We start from the raw sequence: 19303 nt of genomic DNA on the forward strand, positions 1-19303 counted from the left end.
CCTCCCGAGTCCAGAAATTTCCGGACGTATGCCCGCGATGCCCCACGGCGATGCCCCACCGTGATGCTCGGATAACCCCGCTTGGGGATGACTTTTGGAGCCCGCGCCGGGTTTGACTCCCTGCGCGTCCGGAAACGCGACACCGCCCTGCCCGGAGGCGGGGCGGTGCGGTTCGCGTCAGAAGGACGTCAGAAGGAAGAGGCGGAGATCAGCGGTGGCCGCCGTGGTGGTTGTCGTGGTGGTGGTCGTGGTGACCGTCGTGGTGGTCGTGGTCCTTACGGCCCCACGGACCGGTGATGGCGAAGACGTAACCGGGCGACTGGATGTTGGCGAACAGGATCTGCCCGTCGTGGCTGAAGGTCGGGCCGGTGAACTCGCTGTCGTTCAGCTCGTTCCTGGCCATCGGGTACGGCTTGCCGCCCTCGGTGACGCCGACCAGGTGGGACAGGCCCTCGCCGTCCTCGGCGAGGATGACCCCGCCGTACGGCGAGACGGTGATGTTGTCCGGCCCGTCGTAGTTGGTGTCCGCCTCCGGGTCCGGGTTCACGCCGAAGATCGTCTTGAGCGTGATCGTCTCGGAGTCGGGGTCATAGAACCAGACCTGGCCGTCGTGCTCGTTGCGGCTGCCGTCGTCGTGACGGGCGTAGCTGGCGACGAAGTAGGCGCCGCCATCGCCCCACCAGGCGCCTTCGAGCTTGCGGCTGCGGGTGATCTGGTCATCGGTGAACTGCTTGCGCACCGAGACGGTCTTGGCGTCGCGGTCGGGGACGTCGACCCAGGTGACCTTGTAGCGCGTGCCCGGGGCGGTGGCCTCCGACAGGTCGCCGATGTGCTTGCCGCCCTTGGAGCACTTCATGGCCTGCAGCTTGCCCGCGGTGTCGCCGCCCTTGCCGAGCGCGAGCTCGCGCAGTTCGCCCTTGCGGCCGTGGAAGTGCTTGGGGGGAAGCCAGCGGAAGTACAGCCCGTTCGGGCCGCCGGCGTCCTCGGTGAGGTAGATGGCCGAGGTGTGCGGGTCGACCGCGACCGCTTCGTGGGCGTACCGGCCGAGGAACTTCAGCGGGACCGGGTTCTGGTTGGCCTTCCGGTCGAACGGGTCGACCTCGAAGACGTACCCGTGGTCCTTCTGGAAGACGCCGCCGGCGCGCTGCTCGGTCTCCTCGCAGGTGAGCCAGGTGCCCCACGGCGTGATGCCGCCCGCGCAGTTGTTGTGGGTGCCGGCCACGCTGACGTACTCGCGGATCCGGTTGCCGTGCTTATCGACGTCGATGTTGGTGGTGCCGCCCTTGGCGCCCGGGTCGTAGGTCAGGCCCGGCAGGGCCGGCACGCCGTACGGTTCGTCGCCGCTGATTTCGTGGTTGTTGACGAGCACGAAGCCCTTCGGGCCGCGGAAGCAGCCGGTGCCGTCGGCGTCGCTGGGGGTGGGCTGACCGGTCTCGAGGACGGTCTTGCCGGCCTCGGCGACGATCTTGTAGGAGAAGCCGCGGGGCAGGGAGAGCAGGCCCTTGGGGTCGAGGACGACGGGCCCGTAGCCGACCGCCCTGCCGGCGCCCGCCTGTGCGGCCTGGGCGGCGGCCGGGCCGGCGATCGCCTCGATGCTGCCGGCGATCGCGATGCCGAGGCCGCCGACGGCGCCCGAGCGGAGGAGATTGCGACGGGAAATGGGAGAGGTCACAAGTGCACCTTTCTGGACATAAAGTACAGATAAGTGATTTGCTTATGACGAAACCCAATTCAATTGAATTGAACTTTTAATTCCGCGATGCGTACATAAAGGTGAACGGCGGGAAACGATCAGTCGTCGTACGCGTCGCGGGCCTGATCGGCGGCCAGATTGGCGAGCGCCTCGTCGAGATCCTCGTCCAGCGGGTCGTCGAGCTCGGCCTCCCGGTCCGCGTCCTCATCCGTGAGGTGAACCGCGGCCTCCTCCGCGCCGGCCGCGCCCGCGTCGACGCCCACGTCACGCCCCAGCAGCTCGCCGGAACGGTCGCCCTCCTCGCCGACCAGCCGCCCGCTGCGCGGCTCCTGCTCGTCCCACCGGCCCGCGAGCACCGCGGGGTCCAGCTCGGGCTCCTCCTCAGCCAGCAGCTGGTCGAGTGACTCGCCCTCCGCGGCCTCGTCGGCGGTCGTGCCGTACCCCTGGCCCGCCGACCAGCGCTCGGCGGCGGTCAGGCCGGTGTCGAGCGGGTCGTCGCCGAGGTCGTCGGTCAGCAGGGAGTCCGACGGCTCCAGCACGCCGTCGTCCTCCGCCGCGTCGTCCTGGAACTCGTAGTCGTCGTCCGCCATGGAAAAGCCCTTCGATCGTGTCGCTCGTCGCCGAGACCCTGATGTGCGCGGCCGATCATGCTACGCGGCCGGCACCCCGCAACATAGCCCGGTGCCCGCCGCCCGCCGACGGCAGGTGCCGCGCCCGGCCTTGGCTCGCCCTTGCCGTGCCGTACAAGGGCGGTGCGAGGGTGCCGCTCATATGATCGCACCGCAGGTCAGAGTGGTTCTACGGGGGTCCGATGGTGGTGCAGCCGCGCATCCTGGTGACCGGTGCGGGTGGTGGGGTCGGAGGAGTCGGCCGCACGGTGGTGCGGTCGCTGCGCGCCCGCGACGTGCCGGTGCGGGCCATGGTGCACAGGGACGACGAACGCGCGGCGGCCCTGTGCGCCCTGGGGGCCGAGGTGGTGGTGGGCGACCTCACCCAGCCCGACGACGTCGCCGGCGCACTCGACGGCATCGGCCGGATGCTCTTCAGCATGAGCGTCTCGCCCGACTACCTGGAGGCGACCGCCACGGTCGCGACGGTCGCCCGCGCGGTGGGCGGGCTCGAGGCCCTGGTGAACATGTCGCAGATGACGGTGTCGCAGATGACCGCCGTGAGCACCGAGGAGTCGCACCAGCACCGCCTGCACTGGCTGTCGGAGCAGGTGCTCGACTGGTCGCGGCTGCCGGTCGTGCACATCCGGCCCACCGCGTTCCTGGACAACCCCCTCTTCACCACGCTGGTGGCGCGGGCGGTCGCCGACGACGGAGTGCTCCCGCTGCCCTTCGGCGAGGGCCGTACGTCGCCGATCGCCGCGACCGACGTCGCGCGGGTCGTCGTCACGATCCTGGACGACCCCGCCCCGCACGTGGGGCACGTGTACGAGCTCACCGGGCCGCGCTCGCAGGACATGGCCGGTGTCGCCGCCGAATACTCCCGCGCGCTGGGCCGGCCGGTGACCTACCAGGACGTGCCGCCGGAGATCTGGGCCGAACGCGTCGCCGCGCTGCCCTCCCATGTGCGCGATCACCTGCTCACGATGGCCCGCCTGCACCGGCGGGGCCGCTACGACCGGTCCACCCGCACCGTAGAGGAGCTCACCGGGGCGCCGGCGCAGACCGTCGAGCAGTACGTCGCCGAGCACGCGGGGTTGTTCGCCCGCACCGGTGAGACCGGGTGAGCGGGCTCGTCCGGCGCGACGTGCGCGTGGAGGGCGTCGTTCAGGGAGTCGGCTTCCGGCCGTTCGTGTATTCGCTGGCCACCCGGCTGGGGCTGGCCGGCCGGGTGGGCAACGACGCGGGCGGTGTGTTCGTCGAGATCGAGGGGCCGCGCGCCGGGGTCGACGCGTTCCTCCTCGCGCTGGAACGCGACGCGCCGCCGCTGGCCGTGATCGAACGGGTCACCGTCAGCGCGGGCGAGCCCAGCGGCGCGTCGGCGTTCTCGATCGTGGGCAGCGACGGCTCGGGCCCGCGGCGGGCACTCGTCTCCCCGGACACCGCGACCTGCGACGACTGCCTGGCAGAGCTCGCCGACCCGGCGGACCGCCGCTTCGCCTACCCCTTCATCAACTGCACCAACTGCGGGCCCCGGTTCACGATCGTGCGCGACGTCCCCTACGACCGCCCGAACACGACGATGGCGGGCTTCGCGATGTGCGCCGCCTGCGCCGCCGAATATCACGACCCCGCCGACCGGCGCTTTCACGCGCAGCCGATCTGCTGCCCGGACTGCGGTCCGCGGCTGCGGCTGGCCGGCCCCGACGGCACCGTGCTGCCGGGAGACCCAGTGCTGCCGGGAGACCCAGTCCAGGAGACGGCGGCGTTGCTCCGCGCGGGCGCGGTCGTCGCGGTCAAGGGCCTCGGCGGCTACCACCTGGCGGTCATGGCCGCCGACGAGGCCGCCGTCTCCGCGCTGCGTGCGCGCAAACACCGCGAGGACCGGCCGTTCGCGGTCATGGTGCCCGGCCTGGCCGAGGCCGCCCAGCTTTGCGACGTCGATGCGGCCGCCGCGGCCCTGCTCACCGACCGGGCACGGCCCATCGTGCTGCTGCCCCGCCGGGACGGAACGCCCGTCGCCTCTTCTGTGGCCCCTTCTGTGGCTCCCGGCGACCGGAGCCTCGGCGTCATGTTGCCGTACACGCCGCTGCACCACCTGCTGCTCGCCGCCGTATCGGCTCCCATCGTGCTGACCAGCGGGAACGTCTCCGACGAGCCCATCGCCTACGACGACGCCGACGCGTTCGGCCGGCTTTCCGGCGTCGCCGACGCCTTCCTCACCCACGACCGGCCCATCCATGTGCGCGTCGACGACTCGGTGGTGTGCTCTCCGGCGCTTTCGCCGGGCGGCCGCGAACTCGTCGTGCGCCGCGCCCGCGGCCTCGTGCCCCAGCCCGTACGGCTCAGCCGCCCGGCGGCGCGGCCGATCCTCGCCTGCGGCGCCGAACTCAAGAACACCTTCTGCCTGGTCAAGGGGCGGCACGCCATCATGTCGCACCACATCGGCGACCTGGAGAACTACGAGACCATGCGGTCGTTCGTCACCGGCGTCGACCACTTCACCCGGCTCTTCGACGTGCGCCCCGAGTTGGTGGCGCACGACCTTCACCCGGAATACCTGTCGACCAAGCACGCCCTCGAGATGCTCGGCGTCGACCTGATCGGCGTGCAGCACCACCACGCACATATCGCGTCCTGCCTGGCCGACAACGACGAGGAGGGCCCGGTCATCGGAGTGGCCTTCGACGGGCTCGGCTACGGCACCGACGGCACCCTCTGGGGCGGCGAGTTCCTGCTCGCCGACCTGGTCTCCTTCGAACGGCTCGGCCATCTCGCCCCCGTGCCGATGCCCGGGGGAACGGCGGCGATCCGCCAACCGTGGAGGATGGCCGCCGTCTACCTGGACGTGGCCTACGACGCGGCCCCGCCCCCCGGCCTGGAGGTGGCCCGCCGGAACTCTCCTCGCTGGGCCAACGTCGTCGGGCTCGCCCGCGCCGGGGTGAACTCCCCGGCGACGTCGAGCGCGGGGCGGTTGTTCGACGCCGTGTCGGCCCTGCTGGGCGTGCGCGACACGATCACCTACGAGGGACAGGCGGCCGTCGAGCTCGAACAGCGGGCCGACCCCGGAGAGCGGGGCGCCTACCCTGCGGCCTTCTCTGACGGACGCCCGTTCCAGGTCGTCGCGGCGGGCCTCGTCCTGGCCGCCGCCGAGGACCTGCGGGCGGGTGCGGCCCCCGCGGTCATCGCGGCCCGCTTCCACAACGGCCTCGCCGATGTCGTCGCAGAAGGGTGCGAGAGGCTGCGCCAGTCGACGGGAGTGTCGTCCGTCGCCCTGTCGGGCGGGGTCTTCCAGAACCGGCTGCTGCTCGGACGGGCCGTCGAGAGGCTGACCGCGCGCGGCTTCCGGGTGCTCACCCACCGGCGGGTGCCCGCGGGCGACGGAGGCATCAGCCTGGGTCAGGCGGCCGTCGCCGCCGCGACCGACCGAGGAGACGGCGGCGTGGCCGAATCGGTGTCGGCGCCAGGATCGACAACATCTCCGTCATGTCCGGCGCGCTGATCCACGCCGCGCGCGCCGGCCGTCCTACGGTGCGCGTATGCCCGGACAACGTCACCACGTCGGCCCCGAGCGCGGCCGGCTGATCCTGAGCACCGCCCGGCATGGGCTCGCCTCCACCATGGGACACGACCTCACCATCGAGGTGACCCGATGGTCGGGCGAGGTCGTCACCGCCGACGACCCGGCGGAGAGCAGTGCCGACATCACGGTGGACATCACGGTGGACATGGACAGTCTGCGGATCGTGGAGGGCACGGGCGGCGCCATGCCGCTGACCGACCGCGACAGGCGGGAGATCGAGAAGACCGCCCGGCGGCTGCTCGGCGTGGACCGGCATCCGCAGGCCCGGTTCGTCTCAGGCCGGGTCGAGGTGACGAGCCCCGACGCCGGCGTGGTGGAGGGCACGCTCACCCTGCACGGGATGTCACACCCGCTCAGGCTCGAGGTCTCCGGATCGGGGGAGGGCCGCTACCGCGCCACCGGCACCGTCGTGCAGTCCGAGTACGGCATCAAGCCGTACAGCGCGTTCTTCGGTGCGCTGCGCCTCGCCGACCCGGTCGGCGTGGAGGCCGAGCTCGACCTGTCCTGATCCGGCGGCACGGCCCGACCCTTTCCGCCCGGTTCTCCTGCCCGTGCGGGGACTTTTCCTACCCGCACGGGCGGGGAGGCGTGCCCTGGCGTGAACGCGCCACGGCACCATCACGCCTTGACATGATCTTGACGCAAATGTTCCTGATGCCCGATTTTCGGTTCCGGGATCTTCGTATCCCGCCGCCGGCGTCTGCCCGGCGGAATCCCCCCGGAGAGCAGGAGCAGGACCTTTGCGCACCTGGAGAGGACCGGAACCGCGGCCATGGCCGCGGGTACGCGCCGGCGGCCGTCATGTCGCCCTCCTCGTCACCGTTTTACTCGCCGTGCTGACACTCGGCGCGGCGCCCTCGTCCGCCGCCACGTCAGCCGCCACGCCACCCGCCGCCGGTCAGAGTGCGTCCGGCAGCACGTCAGGCAGCACGGCGGAGCAGCCGCAACCGTTATGTGACGCGCCGGCCGAAGGCCGGTTCAGCTGCTTCGCGCTGCGCCGTCCCCGCCCGGCGGGGCAGTCGCAGAAGCGGGTGAGCGCGGCGGTCGCGCCCGACGGCTACGGCCCCGCCGACCTGATCGGCGCCTACCGGCTGCCCGCCGACGGCGGCGCCGGCCAGACCGTCGCCATCGTCGACGCCTTCGACGCGCCGACCGCCGAAGCCGACCTCGCCGTCTACCGTGCGCAGTACGGCCTGCCGCCGTGCACGACCGCGAACGGGTGTTTCCGCAAGGTCGACCAGCGCGGCGGCACCGACTACCCGGTGCCCGACGGCGGGTGGGCCGGTGAGATCGCGCTCGACCTCGACATGGTCTCGGCCGTCGCGCCCCGGGCGGACATCCTGCTCGTCGAGGCCGACTCGAACTACCCCGACGACCTCGGCGCGGCCGTTGACCAGGCGGTCGCGATGGGCGCCAAGTTCGTCTCCAACTCCTACGGCACCGACCGCGAATACCCGGACGACGCCACCCTCGACGTGCACTACAACCACCCCGGGGTCGCGATCGTCGCCTCCTCCGGCGACTACGGCTACGGCGTCTCCTATCCGGCGGCCTCGCCGTACGTCACGGCGGTGGGCGGCACGTCCCTGGTCCGCGACTCCAGCGCACGAGGCTGGTCGGAGACCGTGTGGAACTCGTCCTGGCTCTCGTCGGGCGAGGAGCGCTGGGGCGCCGCGGGTTCTGGCTGCTCCGTCTACGGCGCCAAGCCCGGCTTCCAGTCCGACCCGGGCTGCCCCGGGCGCACCGTCGCCGACGTGTCCGCCGTGGCCGACCCGGTCACGGGCGTGGCGGTCTACAACAGCTACTCCGACACCGGGTGGAGCGTGTACGGCGGCACCAGCGCGTCCTCGCCCATCATCGCCGGCGTCTACGCGATCGCCGGAACCCCGGTGCAGGGCACCGACGCCAACTCCTACGTGTACGCCAACCGTGGCGGGCTCAACGACGTCGTCTCGGGTGACAACGCGAGCTGCCCCGCGGGGCTCTGCGGCTTCGGCACGACGCCGTCGTGCGATCCCTCCTACCTGTGCGTGGCGGGCGCGGGCTACGACGGCCCGACCGGGCTCGGCACCCCCAGCGGAGTCGCGTCCTTCCGGGGCGGCCCGCACGGCACGATCGCCGGCACGGTGACCGACGCCACCACCAAGGCGCCCATCCCGGGTGCTCTGGTGTCGTTCGGCGCGTATTCCGCGACGTCGGGACCCGACGGCGGCTACCGCCTGTCGATCCCCGCGGGCGACTACACGGGCACCGTCGGCGCGTACGGCTACAAGCAGGCGTCCATCGAGAAAGCCACTCTCGGCGACGGGGCGACCCTCACCCGTGACGTGGCGCTCGAACCCCTTCCGTCGCAGACCGTCTCCGGCACGGTCACCGACGGTGGCGGCCACGGATGGCCGATGTACGCCAAGGTCGGCGTCGCCGGAGTGCCGGGAGCCCCCGTCTGGACCGACCCGGTGACCGGCGTCTACCGCGTGAAGCTCCCGCAGGGCGTCACCTACGCCCTCACCGTCACGGCCGCCTACCCCGGCTACCTGCCCGCGACGGCGAGCGTGACCGTGGGGACCAAGCCGGTGACGGCGAACGTCGCGATCCCCGTGGACGCGCAGAAGGCGTCCGCGCCGGGGTACACGCTGACCTACCACGGCGGAGGCGTGCAGCCCTTCGACGACCGCTCGGCGCCCGCCGGGTGGACCGTGAAGAACAACAACGACAACGGCGGATGGCAGTTCGACGACCCGCTCGGCAGGGGGAACCAGACCGGCGGCGGAGGCGGATTCGCCATCGTCGACGACTTCCACCTCGGCTGGGCCCAGGTCGACACCGAGCTGCGCAGCCCCTCCTACGACCTGTCGAAGGAGAAGGACCCGGTCGTCGAGTTCGAGACGCATTTCCCGCCCTTCCAGCGGCTCGACACCCCCAAGGCGGACGTGGACGTCAGCACCGACGGCGGCTCCACCTGGACCACGGTGTGGACCGCACCCGACACCGTGAACGGGCCGGCACACGAGTCGGTCTCCCTCAAGGCATACGCGGGCAGGAGCGACGTGCGGCTGCGGTTCCACTACGCGGGCGGCCTCGGCAACATCTGGGAGGTCGACAAGGTCGCCGTCGGCACCCGCACGTTCGCGCCCGCGCCGGGCGGTTTGGTCGTCGGCCAGGTGACCGACGCGAACACCGGGGCCGGCGTGGTCGGCGCCACCGTGTCAGGCGGATCACCGGGGGAGCGCGCGATCAGCGTGCCGACCCCCGACGACCTCACCCTGGGCGACGGCCTCTACTGGCTCTTCTCGCCGAAGGGAGAGCGGAAGATCACGGCGGAGAAGGCCGCCTTCCACTACCCGGCCCTGACCGAGCACGTGAAGGTCTCCGGCGGCGTCACCCGGGCCGACTTCGCCCTGAAGGCGGGCAGGCTCGCGGTCGCGCCGGCGGCACTGGACGCCCCGGTCACCTGGGGGAGCAGCCGTACGCTCACGTTCACCGTCCGCAACACCGGTGCGGGGCCCGCCACGTTCAGGCTCGGTGAACGACCCGGTTCCGCCCAGCCGGAGGCGGGGGCGTCCGCCCCGGTCAACCGGGTGAAGGTGCCGAAGGAGCAGGCCACCGCCGACGGCGGCACCGGAGCCCCGGTGCCCGGCGCGCGCAGCACACAGCCCGCCGGCACGGCCTGGCGCCCGGTCGCCGACCTGCCCGTGCAGGGCACCGGCATGGTCGCCGGCGCTTACAACGGCAAGCTGTACGCCGGGCTCGGAAACACCGGGCAGGGCACCACCTTCTCCAACTCTTTCAGCTCCTATGACCCGGCCACGGACTCGTGGACCACGCTGACCAGCCCCTGGTACCGGCGGTGGGCGGCCGCGGGAGCGTTCGTCGACGGACGCTTCTACGTGACGTCGGGCCGCGACAGCATGGGCGGCACCGTCGCCGCCACGGAGGCCTACGACCCGAAGGCCGACTCCTGGCAGACGCTCGCGCCGAACCCCGAACCGTACGGCTCCTCCGGCGTCGCCACGCTGGACGGCAAGTTGTATCTGGTCGGGGGTTGCCGCCAGGGCGACTTCGGATCCGAGAATTGCAACAACAACACCGTCATGGTCTACGACCCGGCGGCCGACCACTGGTCCAAGGCCGCGCCGTACCCTGCGGGCGCCGCCTACCTGTCGTGCGGCGGCATCGACGGCAAGGTCTACTGCGCGGGCGGCATCGCGACGACCGCGGGCTACGCCTACGACCCGGCCGCGAACTCCTGGTCGCCGATCGCCGGCATGCCGCTGGACCTCATGGGCTCGGCCTACGCCGTGGCCAACGGGCGACTCCTCGTCTCCACCGGCTACAGCTACGGGCTCGGCGCCGACACCAATGAGGGATTCGCCTACGATCCGGCGGCCGACGCGTGGAGCCCACTGCCCAACGCCGGCGTGACCGTCTCGGGCGCGGCAGGAGCACCCGGGTTCTACCTGGTCGGCGGCACCGACCCCGCCACCGGACAGCCGTCCACCCGCGTGGAGACGCTGCCCGGCTATGACCGGCCGTACGCCGACGTGCCGTGGTTGTCGGCGCGAGCGGGCACGACCCGCCTCGCGCCCGGCAAGAGCACCACCGTCACGGTGACACTCGACGCCGACCCCCGGACCACCTCGATGCTCACGGACTACACGGCGGCCGTGACCGTCGCGGGCGACACCCCCTACACGTCGCAGGCGGTGCCGGTGACGATGCGGGTGCGGCCTCCCGCGTCCTGGGGCCGGCTCTCCGGGACGGTCCGCGAGACCGGCGGGCGGGCCGTCGCCGGTGCGACGGTCACGCTGCAGACGGAGCGCGGCACACACACCGTGACACACACCGTGACGACGGGCGCCGACGGCGGCTACGAGATCTGGCTCGCCCACGCAGGAGACTCCGTACGCGTGACCGTGACGGCGCCGGGCCATCGCGCGGCGACCGGGCTCGTGCGCATAAAGGGAGGTGACACCGCGGTCAGGGACTTCACGCTGCAGCCCGCCTCCTGACCGCCGCCCTTCGACGACCGTCACAGGGTTCGACCAGCACAGGGTTCGACCAACACAGGGGCCCGGCCGGAACACCTTCCGGCCGGGCACCTCTCCTGATCAGGGCCCGCTCAGGCGCGCGCGTCCGGCTCCCACCAGCCGCGGCGCGCGGCCAGCACCCCCGCCTGGAAGCGGCTGCTCGCGCCCAGCCGGATCATCAGCGCGTGGATGCGCCGCTGCACGGTGCGGTGGCTCATGTCGAGCTGACGGGCGATCGCCTCATCCGGCAGGCCGAGCGCGAGAAGCGACACGATCCTGCGTTCCTCCTCCGTGAGCGGCGTCTCGTTCGCGCCGGGACTTCGCGGGTTCACGGGGCCGCCGGAGACGCCGTGGGCCTGCGACGTCGCGGCATCGTCCGCGGCGACCTGCCCGGCCACGAACGGCATCGCCTGGTGCCACAACATCTCGAACAACGTCGACAGGGCGTCCAGCAGCGAGCACGGATGGACCAGGATGCACGAGTCGAGCACCCGGGGCGTGGCCCGCAGGGGGATCAGCCCCATGTCCTCGTCGCCGAGGATCATCTTCATGGGCACGTTGGCCAGGATCCGCACCTGTTCCCCGGAGGCCACGCTCAGCTCGATCTTCTGCGCCTGACCGGCCAGCCGGAGGGTGTCGCGTTCGTGGATGAAACGCCGGCGCACGCCGCCGTCCAGCACGTTCGCCATGGAGGAGATCATCTCGCCGTCGATCGCCCTGGCGTACGGCGGAGCGTCGATGCCGCGGATGGCGGTCCTGGCGCGGCGGAGAAGCTGCTGGCCGGCTCGTGCGACGCCGTCAGGTCCGGAGATCACCTCGATCAGCTCGGCCGCGTCGCGTCCCGATCGGGTGCGATGCCGTTCGCCCAGGTGGTGGGCCAGCGCCCTGACCCGTTTGATGTCGTGCTCCCGTGCCAGGAGCAGGACCTCGATCGCGCTGTCCGGCGGCAGCGCGGTGTAGCGCACGGGCCTGCCGCTGACCCGGCAGATCAGGCCCCGATCCTCGAGCCGTCGCAGCACACCGGGGAGCGTCTCCCGGTCGACGGTGGTCAGGTCGGCGAGCTCGTCGACAGTGTGGGGCGCTCCCTCCACGAGCGCCAGATACGCCTCTTCACACCAGTGGTCGATCCCCAGGACTTCGAGCACCGTGTCACCTCTCAAGAAGCCGCCGTTTGCCGGGCGGTTCCCGCCGATTAACGCAGGATCGTAGAGGAGACGCCAAAGGGCTTTCCGCGTGCCCCGCCCCGATTGGGCGCGCTCCCACGCAGTGTGAGTCATCTCATTTGGCGATCTGGGGTGTTATATGGCGGTAACTCCCGTTGCCTGTGCATGCCCCGATGCCGTGCCCCCAAGAAACGGATCCTCGTGGAACAGACGACCGACCTTGGTTCGATCGCGGGAGCGCTGTAACGAAGAACTCCGGTGACCAGGGCGCCTACCGCGCGATGCTCGGCGAGGGCTGGAAGATCAACGGCGCCGTCAACGGCGGCCTGCTGCTCGCCACCGCCGCCCGCGCGCTCTCAGAGGAACTCATGGGCGAGACCGGGCACGCCGATCCCGTCGTCGTCAGCGCGCACTATCTGTCGGCCTCCCGGCCCGGCCCGCCGACGCCGGCCGCCTCGTCGCACAGGGCCGGCAACTCGCCGCGGTGCCCCGCAGCTAGATTCCCGCGGCGCTTTCCGCCTCCTCCCAGGTGGCCTGGGCCGCGGTGCCGCCCGCCGCCCGGGCCGACAGGGAGCCGCACGCCGCCGCGAACCGCAGCGCGGCGCCCAGCGGCAGCCCCCGCAGGCGGGCCGCCACGAAGCCCGCGTCGAAGCTGTCGCCTGCCCCGACGGTGTCGACGGGGGTGACGGGCACCGCCGGAGCGTCGATGGCCATGTAGCCGTCCCAGCTCAGCACGCCGTCCTGGCCGCGCTTGACCACCGGAAGGACGCCTCGTGCGGCCAGGTCGCGCGCCGCGTCCCGCACGTCGCCACCGCCGCTGATCGCCAGCGCTTCGGCCTCGTTGGGGAGCAGCACGTCGGTCTCGGCCAGGACGCCGTCCAGCCCCGCCCACGCGCCTGACGGGTCGTCGTTGGTGTCGAGCGAGGTCACCGCCCCGTTCGCGCGGGTCGCCGAGAAGAGGGACGGCAGGTCCGCCGCCAGCCGCGGCTGCAGGAAGAACGAGGCCGCGTGCACGTGCCGAGCGGACGCGAGCAGTTTCCGCGGAACGTCGCGCCCCGAGAGGTACGGCAGGCAGCCCGGTGCGGTCAGGATCGCCCGGTCACCGTGCCGGTCTCCCTGTTCGCCTGCATCCTCGACTACTGGGCCCTCGACGAGCACGACCGTCATGGCGGTCGGCCTCGACGGGTCGATGACGCATGCCGACACGTCGACGCCCCGGGCCTCCAGCGAGGAGAGCATGAACCGGCCCGCCTCGTCGTCTCCGACCCTGCCCACGAAGGCCGTGCGCAGTCCGAGCCGTGCCGCGCCGCAGGCCATGATCGCGCCGGAGCCGCCGACCGTGAGCACGCCGGTGTCGACGAGTTCCTCCCGCTGGCCGTACGCGGGGACGCGCGGAACGCCGGACAGGATCACGTCGGGGTTGGCGTCGCCTATCACGAGGAGGTCATACATCGCGCAAAGCTCCCGTTTCATGCGAATTAATGCTCGAAAGCATTGCCAATCGAACGAAAACAAGCAAGTCTTGACCCCAAGTCACGAGGGAGGAGCCCGACCGGGGCGTGTCGCTCCCGCCGCATCGGTGGATGCCTGCCGCGTGGCCCGCCGTGGTGCCTGAACCACCCGGGTGGCCCCCCCACCTGCAAGGAGCTGACCAATTGAAGATCGTTTTTGTCGGCGCCGGCAGCGTCGTCTTCACGCAGGGCCTGCTGGCCGACCTGGCGAGCTTCCCCGAGCTCGCCGGCAGCGAGATAGCGCTTCATGACATCTCCACCGAGCGGCTGGCCGTCGCGGAGGCAGGAGCACGGAGGATCACGGGCGGCGGGCGCACCGGGCTCACCGTCACCGCCCATCTCGACCGGCGCGCGGCGCTGGACGGGGCCGACTTCGTGATCAACATGGTCCAGGTGGGCATGCTCGCGGCCACCGTCACGGACTTCGCGATCCCTGCGTCGTACGGCCTGCGCCAGACCATCGGCGACACCCTCGGCGTCGGAGGGATCTTCAGGGCGCTGCGCACCTTCCCCTTCCTGGACGAGCTGGCCGCCGACATCACCGCGGTATGCCCCGACGCGTGGCTGCTCAACTACACCAACCCGATGGCCATGAACGTCACCTACCTGTCCCGGCTGCTGCCCCGGGTGGTCGGGTTGTGCCACTCGGTCCACTGGACGATGGACGGCCTGGCCGGCCTGGTCGGCGTCCCGTACGACGAGGTGGACTACCTGTGCGCGGGCGTCAACCACCAGTCCTGGGTGCTGCGCTTCTCTCATCGCGGGGAGGACCTGTACCCGCGGCTGGACGCGGCCATCGAGAAGGACCCCGAGCTGCGGCGGCGGGTGCGGGTCGACATGTACCGCAGGCTCGGTTACTACCCGACCGAGTCGAGCGAGCACTCCGCCGAATACGTCCCCTGGTACCTCCGGCATGACGGCGAGGTCGAGCGGCTGCGGCTGAAGGCGGGCGAGTACGTCCAGATCAGCGAGGAGAACGTCGCCAGCTACGAGCGGGCGCGCGCGGGCGACTTCGACCCCGTCGAGGCCAGCATGGAATACGCGCCGCAGATCATCCACGCCATGGTGACCGGCCGCCCCCGCGTGGTGTACGGCAACCTGCCCAACCACGGGCTGATCTCCAACCTGCCGCCGGGATTCGCGGTCGAGGTGCCCTGCCTGGTGGACCGGCTCGGCGTGCACCCGACGGCCGTCGGGGACCTGCCGCCGCAGTGCGCGGCGCTCAACAACGCGTTCGCCTCCGTGGGCGACCTCACCGTCCGCGCCGCCGTCGAAGGGCGGCCCGACCACATCCGCCACGCCGCGATGCTCGACCCCAACACCGCGGCGACCCTCACCCTGGACCAGATCTGGGCGCTGTGCGACGACATGGTCCGTGCGCACTCCGACCTGCTGCCCGAATCGCTCCGAGAGGAGATGCAGCCATGATTCGCAAGCTCGCACTCGTCTTCGCCGTCGTGCCGGCGCTCGCCCTGTCGGCGGCCTGCGGCGGCCAGTCCGGAGACGACGACGGCAAGGTCACGGTCGTCTGGTGGCACGGGCAGGCCGACGCCGAAGGCGACATCCTCAAGGGCCTGGCCGACGAATACAACAAGTCTCACCCCGGCATCGAGGTCAAGCCCGAGGTCGGCACGACCAACGTCGACGACATGCTGCAGAAGGTCCAGGCCGCGCTGGCCGGCGGAGACCCGCCCGACATCGCGTACATGTACGGCTCCTGGTCGGCCACCCTGGCCGAAACGCCGCGGGTCGCCGACCTGTCCTCCCTGGTCAAGGACCCGTCGTTCGGATGGGACGACTTCTGGCCCGCCGAGCGGGAGGCGGCGACGGTCGACGGCAAGGTAATCGGCGTTCCGTCCGTGGTCGACAACCTGGGACTGATCTACAACAAGAAGCTCTTCGACGCGGCAGGCGTGGCCTACCCCACGAAGGACTGGACCTGGGACGACTTCCGGTCGGCGGCCAAGAGGCTGACCGACGCGTCCAAGGGCGTCTTCGGCACCTCCTACGTGGCCACCGGCGACGAGGACACCGTATGGCGGTTCTGGCCGATGCTCTGGCAGCAGGGAGGCTCGATTTTGAGCCCCGACGGAAAGAACGCCGCGTTCGCGACCCCGCAGGCCGTGCAGAGCCTTGAGCTGTGGCGGGCCATGGCCGTCGATGACAAGTCCGTCTACCTGGACCAGAACGGTGAGAAGTTCCTGCCGCTCTTCTACAGCGGCAAGGTCGGCATGGAGATCGCCGGCCCCTGGGCGATGCGCGACCTGGCCGACCACAAGGTGGACTACGGCGTGGTGCCGCTGCCCGGATACGGCGGAAACCACCAGACAATCTCAGGCCCGGACAACTGGGTCGTCTTCGACAACGGCTCGAAGCGGGCGCAGGCGGCCAAGGACTTCCTTGCCTGGCTGACCAAGCCGGAGCAGGACGCGCGGTGGTCGCTCGGCTCGGGCAACCTGCCGATCCGCCAGGCCACGTCGAAGCTGCCGGCCTACAAGGAGTTCGCCAAGCAGTACCTCGGAGCGGACGCCTTCCTGGCCAATCAAGACAACGCCGTACAGGCCCGGCCGTCCATCACGTCTTATCCGGATATTTCGGCAAAAATCGGTGACGCCATCGACCGTGTCCTCCTCGGCCAGGCCACGGCGCAGGAGGCGCTGACCGGCGCCGCCGCGGAGGCGGACAAGATCCTGGCGAAGGGCTGACATGAGGGCGGACACGGCCGCGGGCGCGCTGCCCCTGAGCGGCCGCAGACGCAAGGCGGGCCCGCGCGTACGGCTGATGCCCCAGCTGACCGGATGGGGGTTCGTCGGCCCCGCCACCCTCGTCATCGTCGGGCTGTCGATCTTCCCCGCCGTCTGGGCGCTGATCCTGTCGCTGCGCGACGACAACCTGCTGGCCCCGGGCACGTTCGTCGGCCTGCAGAACTACCGCGACCTGCTCGACGATCCCGACCTGATGGCGGCCACCGGGCACACGCTGCTCTACTCCGTGCTCTTCGTCCCCGGATCGCTGCTGATCGGGCTGCCGATCGCGCTCGCGCTGAACCGGCCCCTCCGGTTCCGCGCCTTCTACCGCACCTGCCTGTTCGTGCCGTACGTCGTCTCGGCGGCGGCCACGGGCATCCTCGCCAACTTCGTGCTCGACCCGCAGTTCGGCATCGTCAACGACCTGCTCGCGGGGCTGGGCGTCGCCCGCCAGGGATTCCTGCAGGACCCTTCGCAGGCTCTGCTGACCCTGGTGGTCGTGTCGTTGTGGGGGTCGGTCGGCCTGCCCATCGTGGTCTACCTCGCGGCCCTGCAGGACATCCCCCGCGAGCTGATCGAGGCGGCGCGCGTCGACGGGGCCGGGCCGCTGCGGGTCTTCCGCGCGGTGACGCTGCCCCAGTTGCGGCCCGCCACGGTCTTCCTCGTGATCTGGCAGACGATCGACGCCCTTCAGCTGTTCGACCTCGTCTACACGACCACCAAGGGCCAGCCGCTCGACTCCACCACGGTGATCGTGTTCTACCTGTACCAGCAGGCGTTCAAGCTGTTCCACGCCGGATACGGCGCGGCCGTGGCCTACGCGTTGTTCGTGGTCACGCTGCTCGTGTCCGGCCTGGCCCTTTGGTACGCCCGGAGAGGGGAGGCGGCCGCATGAGACGCCAGTGGCCCTACCACCTGGTCCTGCTGCCGCTGTCGCTGCTGTTCGCGGCGCCGCTGGTGTGGATGCTCCTCACGTCGTTCATGCCGGACGCGGAGATCAACTCCTACCCGCCGCGCCTTTGGCCCAGCCACATCAGTTTCGACGGCTACATCAAGGTGCTGACCGAGGACTCCTATCCGCGCTGGTTCGGCAACACCCTGCTGGTCACCGTGGTGGCGGTCGTGTCCCACCTGGTGTTGTGCTCGCTGGCGGGGTACGGCTTCGCCCGTTTCCGTTTCCGTGGCCGAGGCGTGGCGTTCGCGGCCATCATGGCGACCGTCATGGTGCCCACCCAGGTCCTGATGATCCCGACGTTCCTGGTCTTCAAGAACCTCGGGCTGATCGACACCCTGGCCGCCGCGTTCGTGCCGTGGCTGGCGACGGCCTTCGGCGTCTTCCTCATGCGGCAGTTCTTCCTCGGCCTGCCCCGCGAGCTGGAGGAGGCGGCGAGGATCGACGGCTGCAACCGGTTGGGTGTGTTCTTCCGCGTCGTGCTGCCGCTGGCCCGGCCTGCCCTCGCCACGCTGGCCGTCTTCACCTTCCTCGGCGCGTGGAACGACCTGATCTGGCCGCTGATCGCCATCAACTCCGAGGACACCTACACCCTGCAGGTGGGCCTGACCACGTTCGCCGGAGCCCGGCACACCCAGTGGTCGGCGCTCATGGCGGGGAACGTGCTCGCGACGTTCCCGCTGATCGTGGCCTTCGTTCTGGCCCAGCGGCACTTCATCGCCACCATGTCGTTCAGCGGCCTCAAGGGATAGGACGAGGAAGATGAGCCGGCCCGTCAGCCTGGTCGTCGTCGGCGCGGGGATGCGCGGCACCGCCTATGCGCGGCACGCCGCGGCCGCCGGAGCGCGGGTGGTGGCGGTCGCCGACCCCGACCCCGCCCGCCGAGCGGCCTTCGCCGCCGAACACGGGCTGCCCCAGGAAGACGTCCACGCCGGCTGGACCGAGTTGGCCGGCCGCCGCCACGCGGACGCGGCGGTCGTCGCCAGCCCGGACGCCGAGCACGCCGAGCAGGCCGTCGCCCTCGCCGGCGCCGGCTACCACCTCCTGCTGGAAAAGCCCATGGCGACCACCGAGCACGACGCGCGTCGCGTCGTTCAGGCCGTGGGCGACACCGGGGTGATCCTGGCGGTCTGCCACGTGATGCGGTACACCGCCTACACCCGCGTGCTCACCGGGCTCATCGAGGCCGGGGCCGTCGGCGAGGTCGTGAGCGTGCAGCACCTCGAACCCGTCGGCTGGTGGCACCAGGCCCACTCGTTCGTCAGAGGCAACTGGCGGCGTGAGCAGGACGCGCCCATGCTGCTCGCCAAGTCGTGCCACGACGTCGACTGGCTGCTCCACGTCACCGGCCGACCGGTCGAACGCATCTCCTCGTTCGGTTCGCTGACGCATTTCACCCCGGCCAACCGGCCTCAGGGCGCCGCCGACCGGTGCCTCGACTGCGCCGTCGAACCCACGTGCCCCTATTCCGCGCCGCGGCTCTACCTCGACTGCCTGAATGACCCCGACCGCACCTTCTGGCCGCTCAGCGCCGTCACCACCGACCACACGGAGGCGGGTGTACGGCAGGCGCTGCGCGAGGGCCCGTACGGCCGGTGCGTCTACGCCTGCGACAACTCCGTCGTCGACCACCAGGTGGTGTCGTGGGAGGCCGCCGGGGGCCAGACGGTCAGCTTCACCATGACCGCCTTCACGCCGCAGGAGCACCGCAAGACGAGGATCTTCGGCACTCACGGCTACCTGGAGGGCGACGGCCTGGTGGTGCGCCACACGGACTTCCGTACGGGACGGGAGGAGGTCGTCGACACCCGAGCGGTCAGCGGCGCGGCCGCCTCCGACGAGCACGGCGGGGGAGACGAGGCCCTGGTCGACGCGTTCCTGGCGGCCGTCGCGGTGGGCGACCCGGGCCTGGTCTGGTCTGACGCGGCCACCAGCCTCGCCTCCCACCTGGTGGTCTGGGCCGCCGAACGCGCCCGCGAGACCAGCACCGTGATCACCCTCCCCTAGATGTGACCCCCC

The 19303-nt window shown here is 71.2% G+C and carries 13 protein-coding genes and 1 pseudogene; 10 read left to right on the forward strand and 4 right to left on the reverse strand.

The annotated features are described in order from the left end of the window. Positions 1–208 precede the first annotated feature (208 nt). A complete protein-coding gene (locus tag Pth03_RS27200; RefSeq protein WP_239119402.1) occupies positions 209–1672 on the reverse strand; it encodes an alkaline phosphatase PhoX in 1464 nt (487 codons plus the stop codon). A gap of 119 nt (positions 1673–1791) precedes the next feature. After that, the gene (locus Pth03_RS27205) at positions 1792–2283 is read right to left on the reverse strand and encodes a DUF5709 domain-containing protein (protein ID WP_203947242.1); all 492 of its coding nucleotides are present in this window, start codon (positions 2281–2283) and stop codon (positions 1792–1794) included. Positions 2284–2504: 221 nt separating this feature from the next. Here Pth03_RS27205 and Pth03_RS27210 point away from each other — a divergent pair, with 221 nt between their 5' ends. From Pth03_RS27210 to Pth03_RS27225, 4 genes are all read left to right on the forward strand, one after another. Further along, entirely contained in the window at positions 2505–3428 is a 924-nt protein-coding gene (locus tag Pth03_RS27210; protein WP_203947243.1) for an NAD(P)H-binding protein, read from the forward strand. Continuing rightward, the gene (gene hypF, locus Pth03_RS27215) at positions 3425–5803 is read left to right on the forward strand and encodes a carbamoyltransferase HypF (protein WP_203947244.1); all 2379 of its coding nucleotides are present in this window, start codon (positions 3425–3427) and stop codon (positions 5801–5803) included. Before Pth03_RS27210 ends, hypF begins: the two co-directional genes overlap by 4 nt. 37 nt (positions 5804–5840) lie before the next feature. Further along, complete coding sequence (locus Pth03_RS27220; protein WP_203947245.1) at positions 5841–6392, forward strand: YceI family protein; 552 nt, start codon at positions 5841–5843, stop codon at positions 6390–6392. A 325-nt stretch (positions 6393–6717) separates the two neighbouring features. Further along, positions 6718–10893, forward strand: a complete 4176-nt coding sequence (locus Pth03_RS27225) for a carboxypeptidase regulatory-like domain-containing protein (protein WP_203947246.1) — start codon at positions 6718–6720, stop codon at positions 10891–10893. Positions 10894–11003: 110 nt separating this feature from the next. On the opposite strand, the gene Pth03_RS27230 is transcribed toward Pth03_RS27225, so the two are convergent. Further along, complete coding sequence (locus Pth03_RS27230; protein ID WP_203947247.1) at positions 11004–12056, reverse strand: helix-turn-helix domain-containing protein; 1053 nt, start codon at positions 12054–12056, stop codon at positions 11004–11006. 299 nt (positions 12057–12355) lie between these two features. Here Pth03_RS27230 and Pth03_RS42610 point away from each other — a divergent pair. Then, positions 12356–12538: pseudogene (locus Pth03_RS42610) on the forward strand (acyl-CoA thioesterase domain-containing protein); the annotation flags it as partial. A gap of 31 nt (positions 12539–12569) precedes the next feature. On the opposite strand, the gene Pth03_RS27235 reads toward Pth03_RS42610, so the two are convergent. Next, positions 12570–13547 (reverse strand): carbohydrate kinase family protein, encoded by a 978-nt coding sequence (locus Pth03_RS27235; RefSeq protein WP_203947248.1) that lies wholly within the window; start codon positions 13545–13547, stop codon positions 12570–12572. Positions 13548–13729: 182 nt separating this feature from the next. On the opposite strand from Pth03_RS27235, the gene Pth03_RS27240 reads away from it, so the two are divergent. From Pth03_RS27240 to Pth03_RS27260, 5 genes are read left to right on the forward strand one after another with little or no spacing between them, the layout of a single operon-like run. Further along, positions 13730–15013: an alpha-glucosidase/alpha-galactosidase gene (locus tag Pth03_RS27240; RefSeq protein WP_239119403.1), complete on the forward strand. Its 1284-nt coding sequence runs from the start codon at positions 13730–13732 to the stop codon at positions 15011–15013. Continuing rightward, complete coding sequence (locus Pth03_RS27245) at positions 15010–16290, forward strand: ABC transporter substrate-binding protein (RefSeq protein ID WP_203947250.1); 1281 nt, start codon at positions 15010–15012, stop codon at positions 16288–16290. The genes Pth03_RS27240 and Pth03_RS27245 overlap by 4 nt, the downstream gene beginning before the upstream one ends. A 1-nt stretch (position 16291) precedes the next feature. Further along, positions 16292–17227 carry a carbohydrate ABC transporter permease gene (locus tag Pth03_RS27250; RefSeq protein ID WP_203947251.1) on the forward strand — a complete coding sequence of 312 codons (936 nt, stop codon included), beginning with the start codon at positions 16292–16294 and terminating at the stop codon, positions 17225–17227. Further along, complete coding sequence (locus Pth03_RS27255) at positions 17224–18036, forward strand: carbohydrate ABC transporter permease (protein ID WP_203947252.1); 813 nt, start codon at positions 17224–17226, stop codon at positions 18034–18036. Before Pth03_RS27250 ends, Pth03_RS27255 begins: the two co-directional genes overlap by 4 nt. 10 nt (positions 18037–18046) lie before the next feature. Beyond that, entirely contained in the window at positions 18047–19291 is a 1245-nt protein-coding gene (locus Pth03_RS27260) for a Gfo/Idh/MocA family protein (protein ID WP_203947253.1), read from the forward strand. The last annotated feature ends 12 nt before the right edge of the window (positions 19292–19303 follow it).

It is taken from the genome of Planotetraspora thailandica, assembly GCF_016863335.1.
GTDB classification, from domain to species: Bacteria; Actinomycetota; Actinomycetes; order Streptosporangiales; family Streptosporangiaceae; genus Planotetraspora; species Planotetraspora thailandica.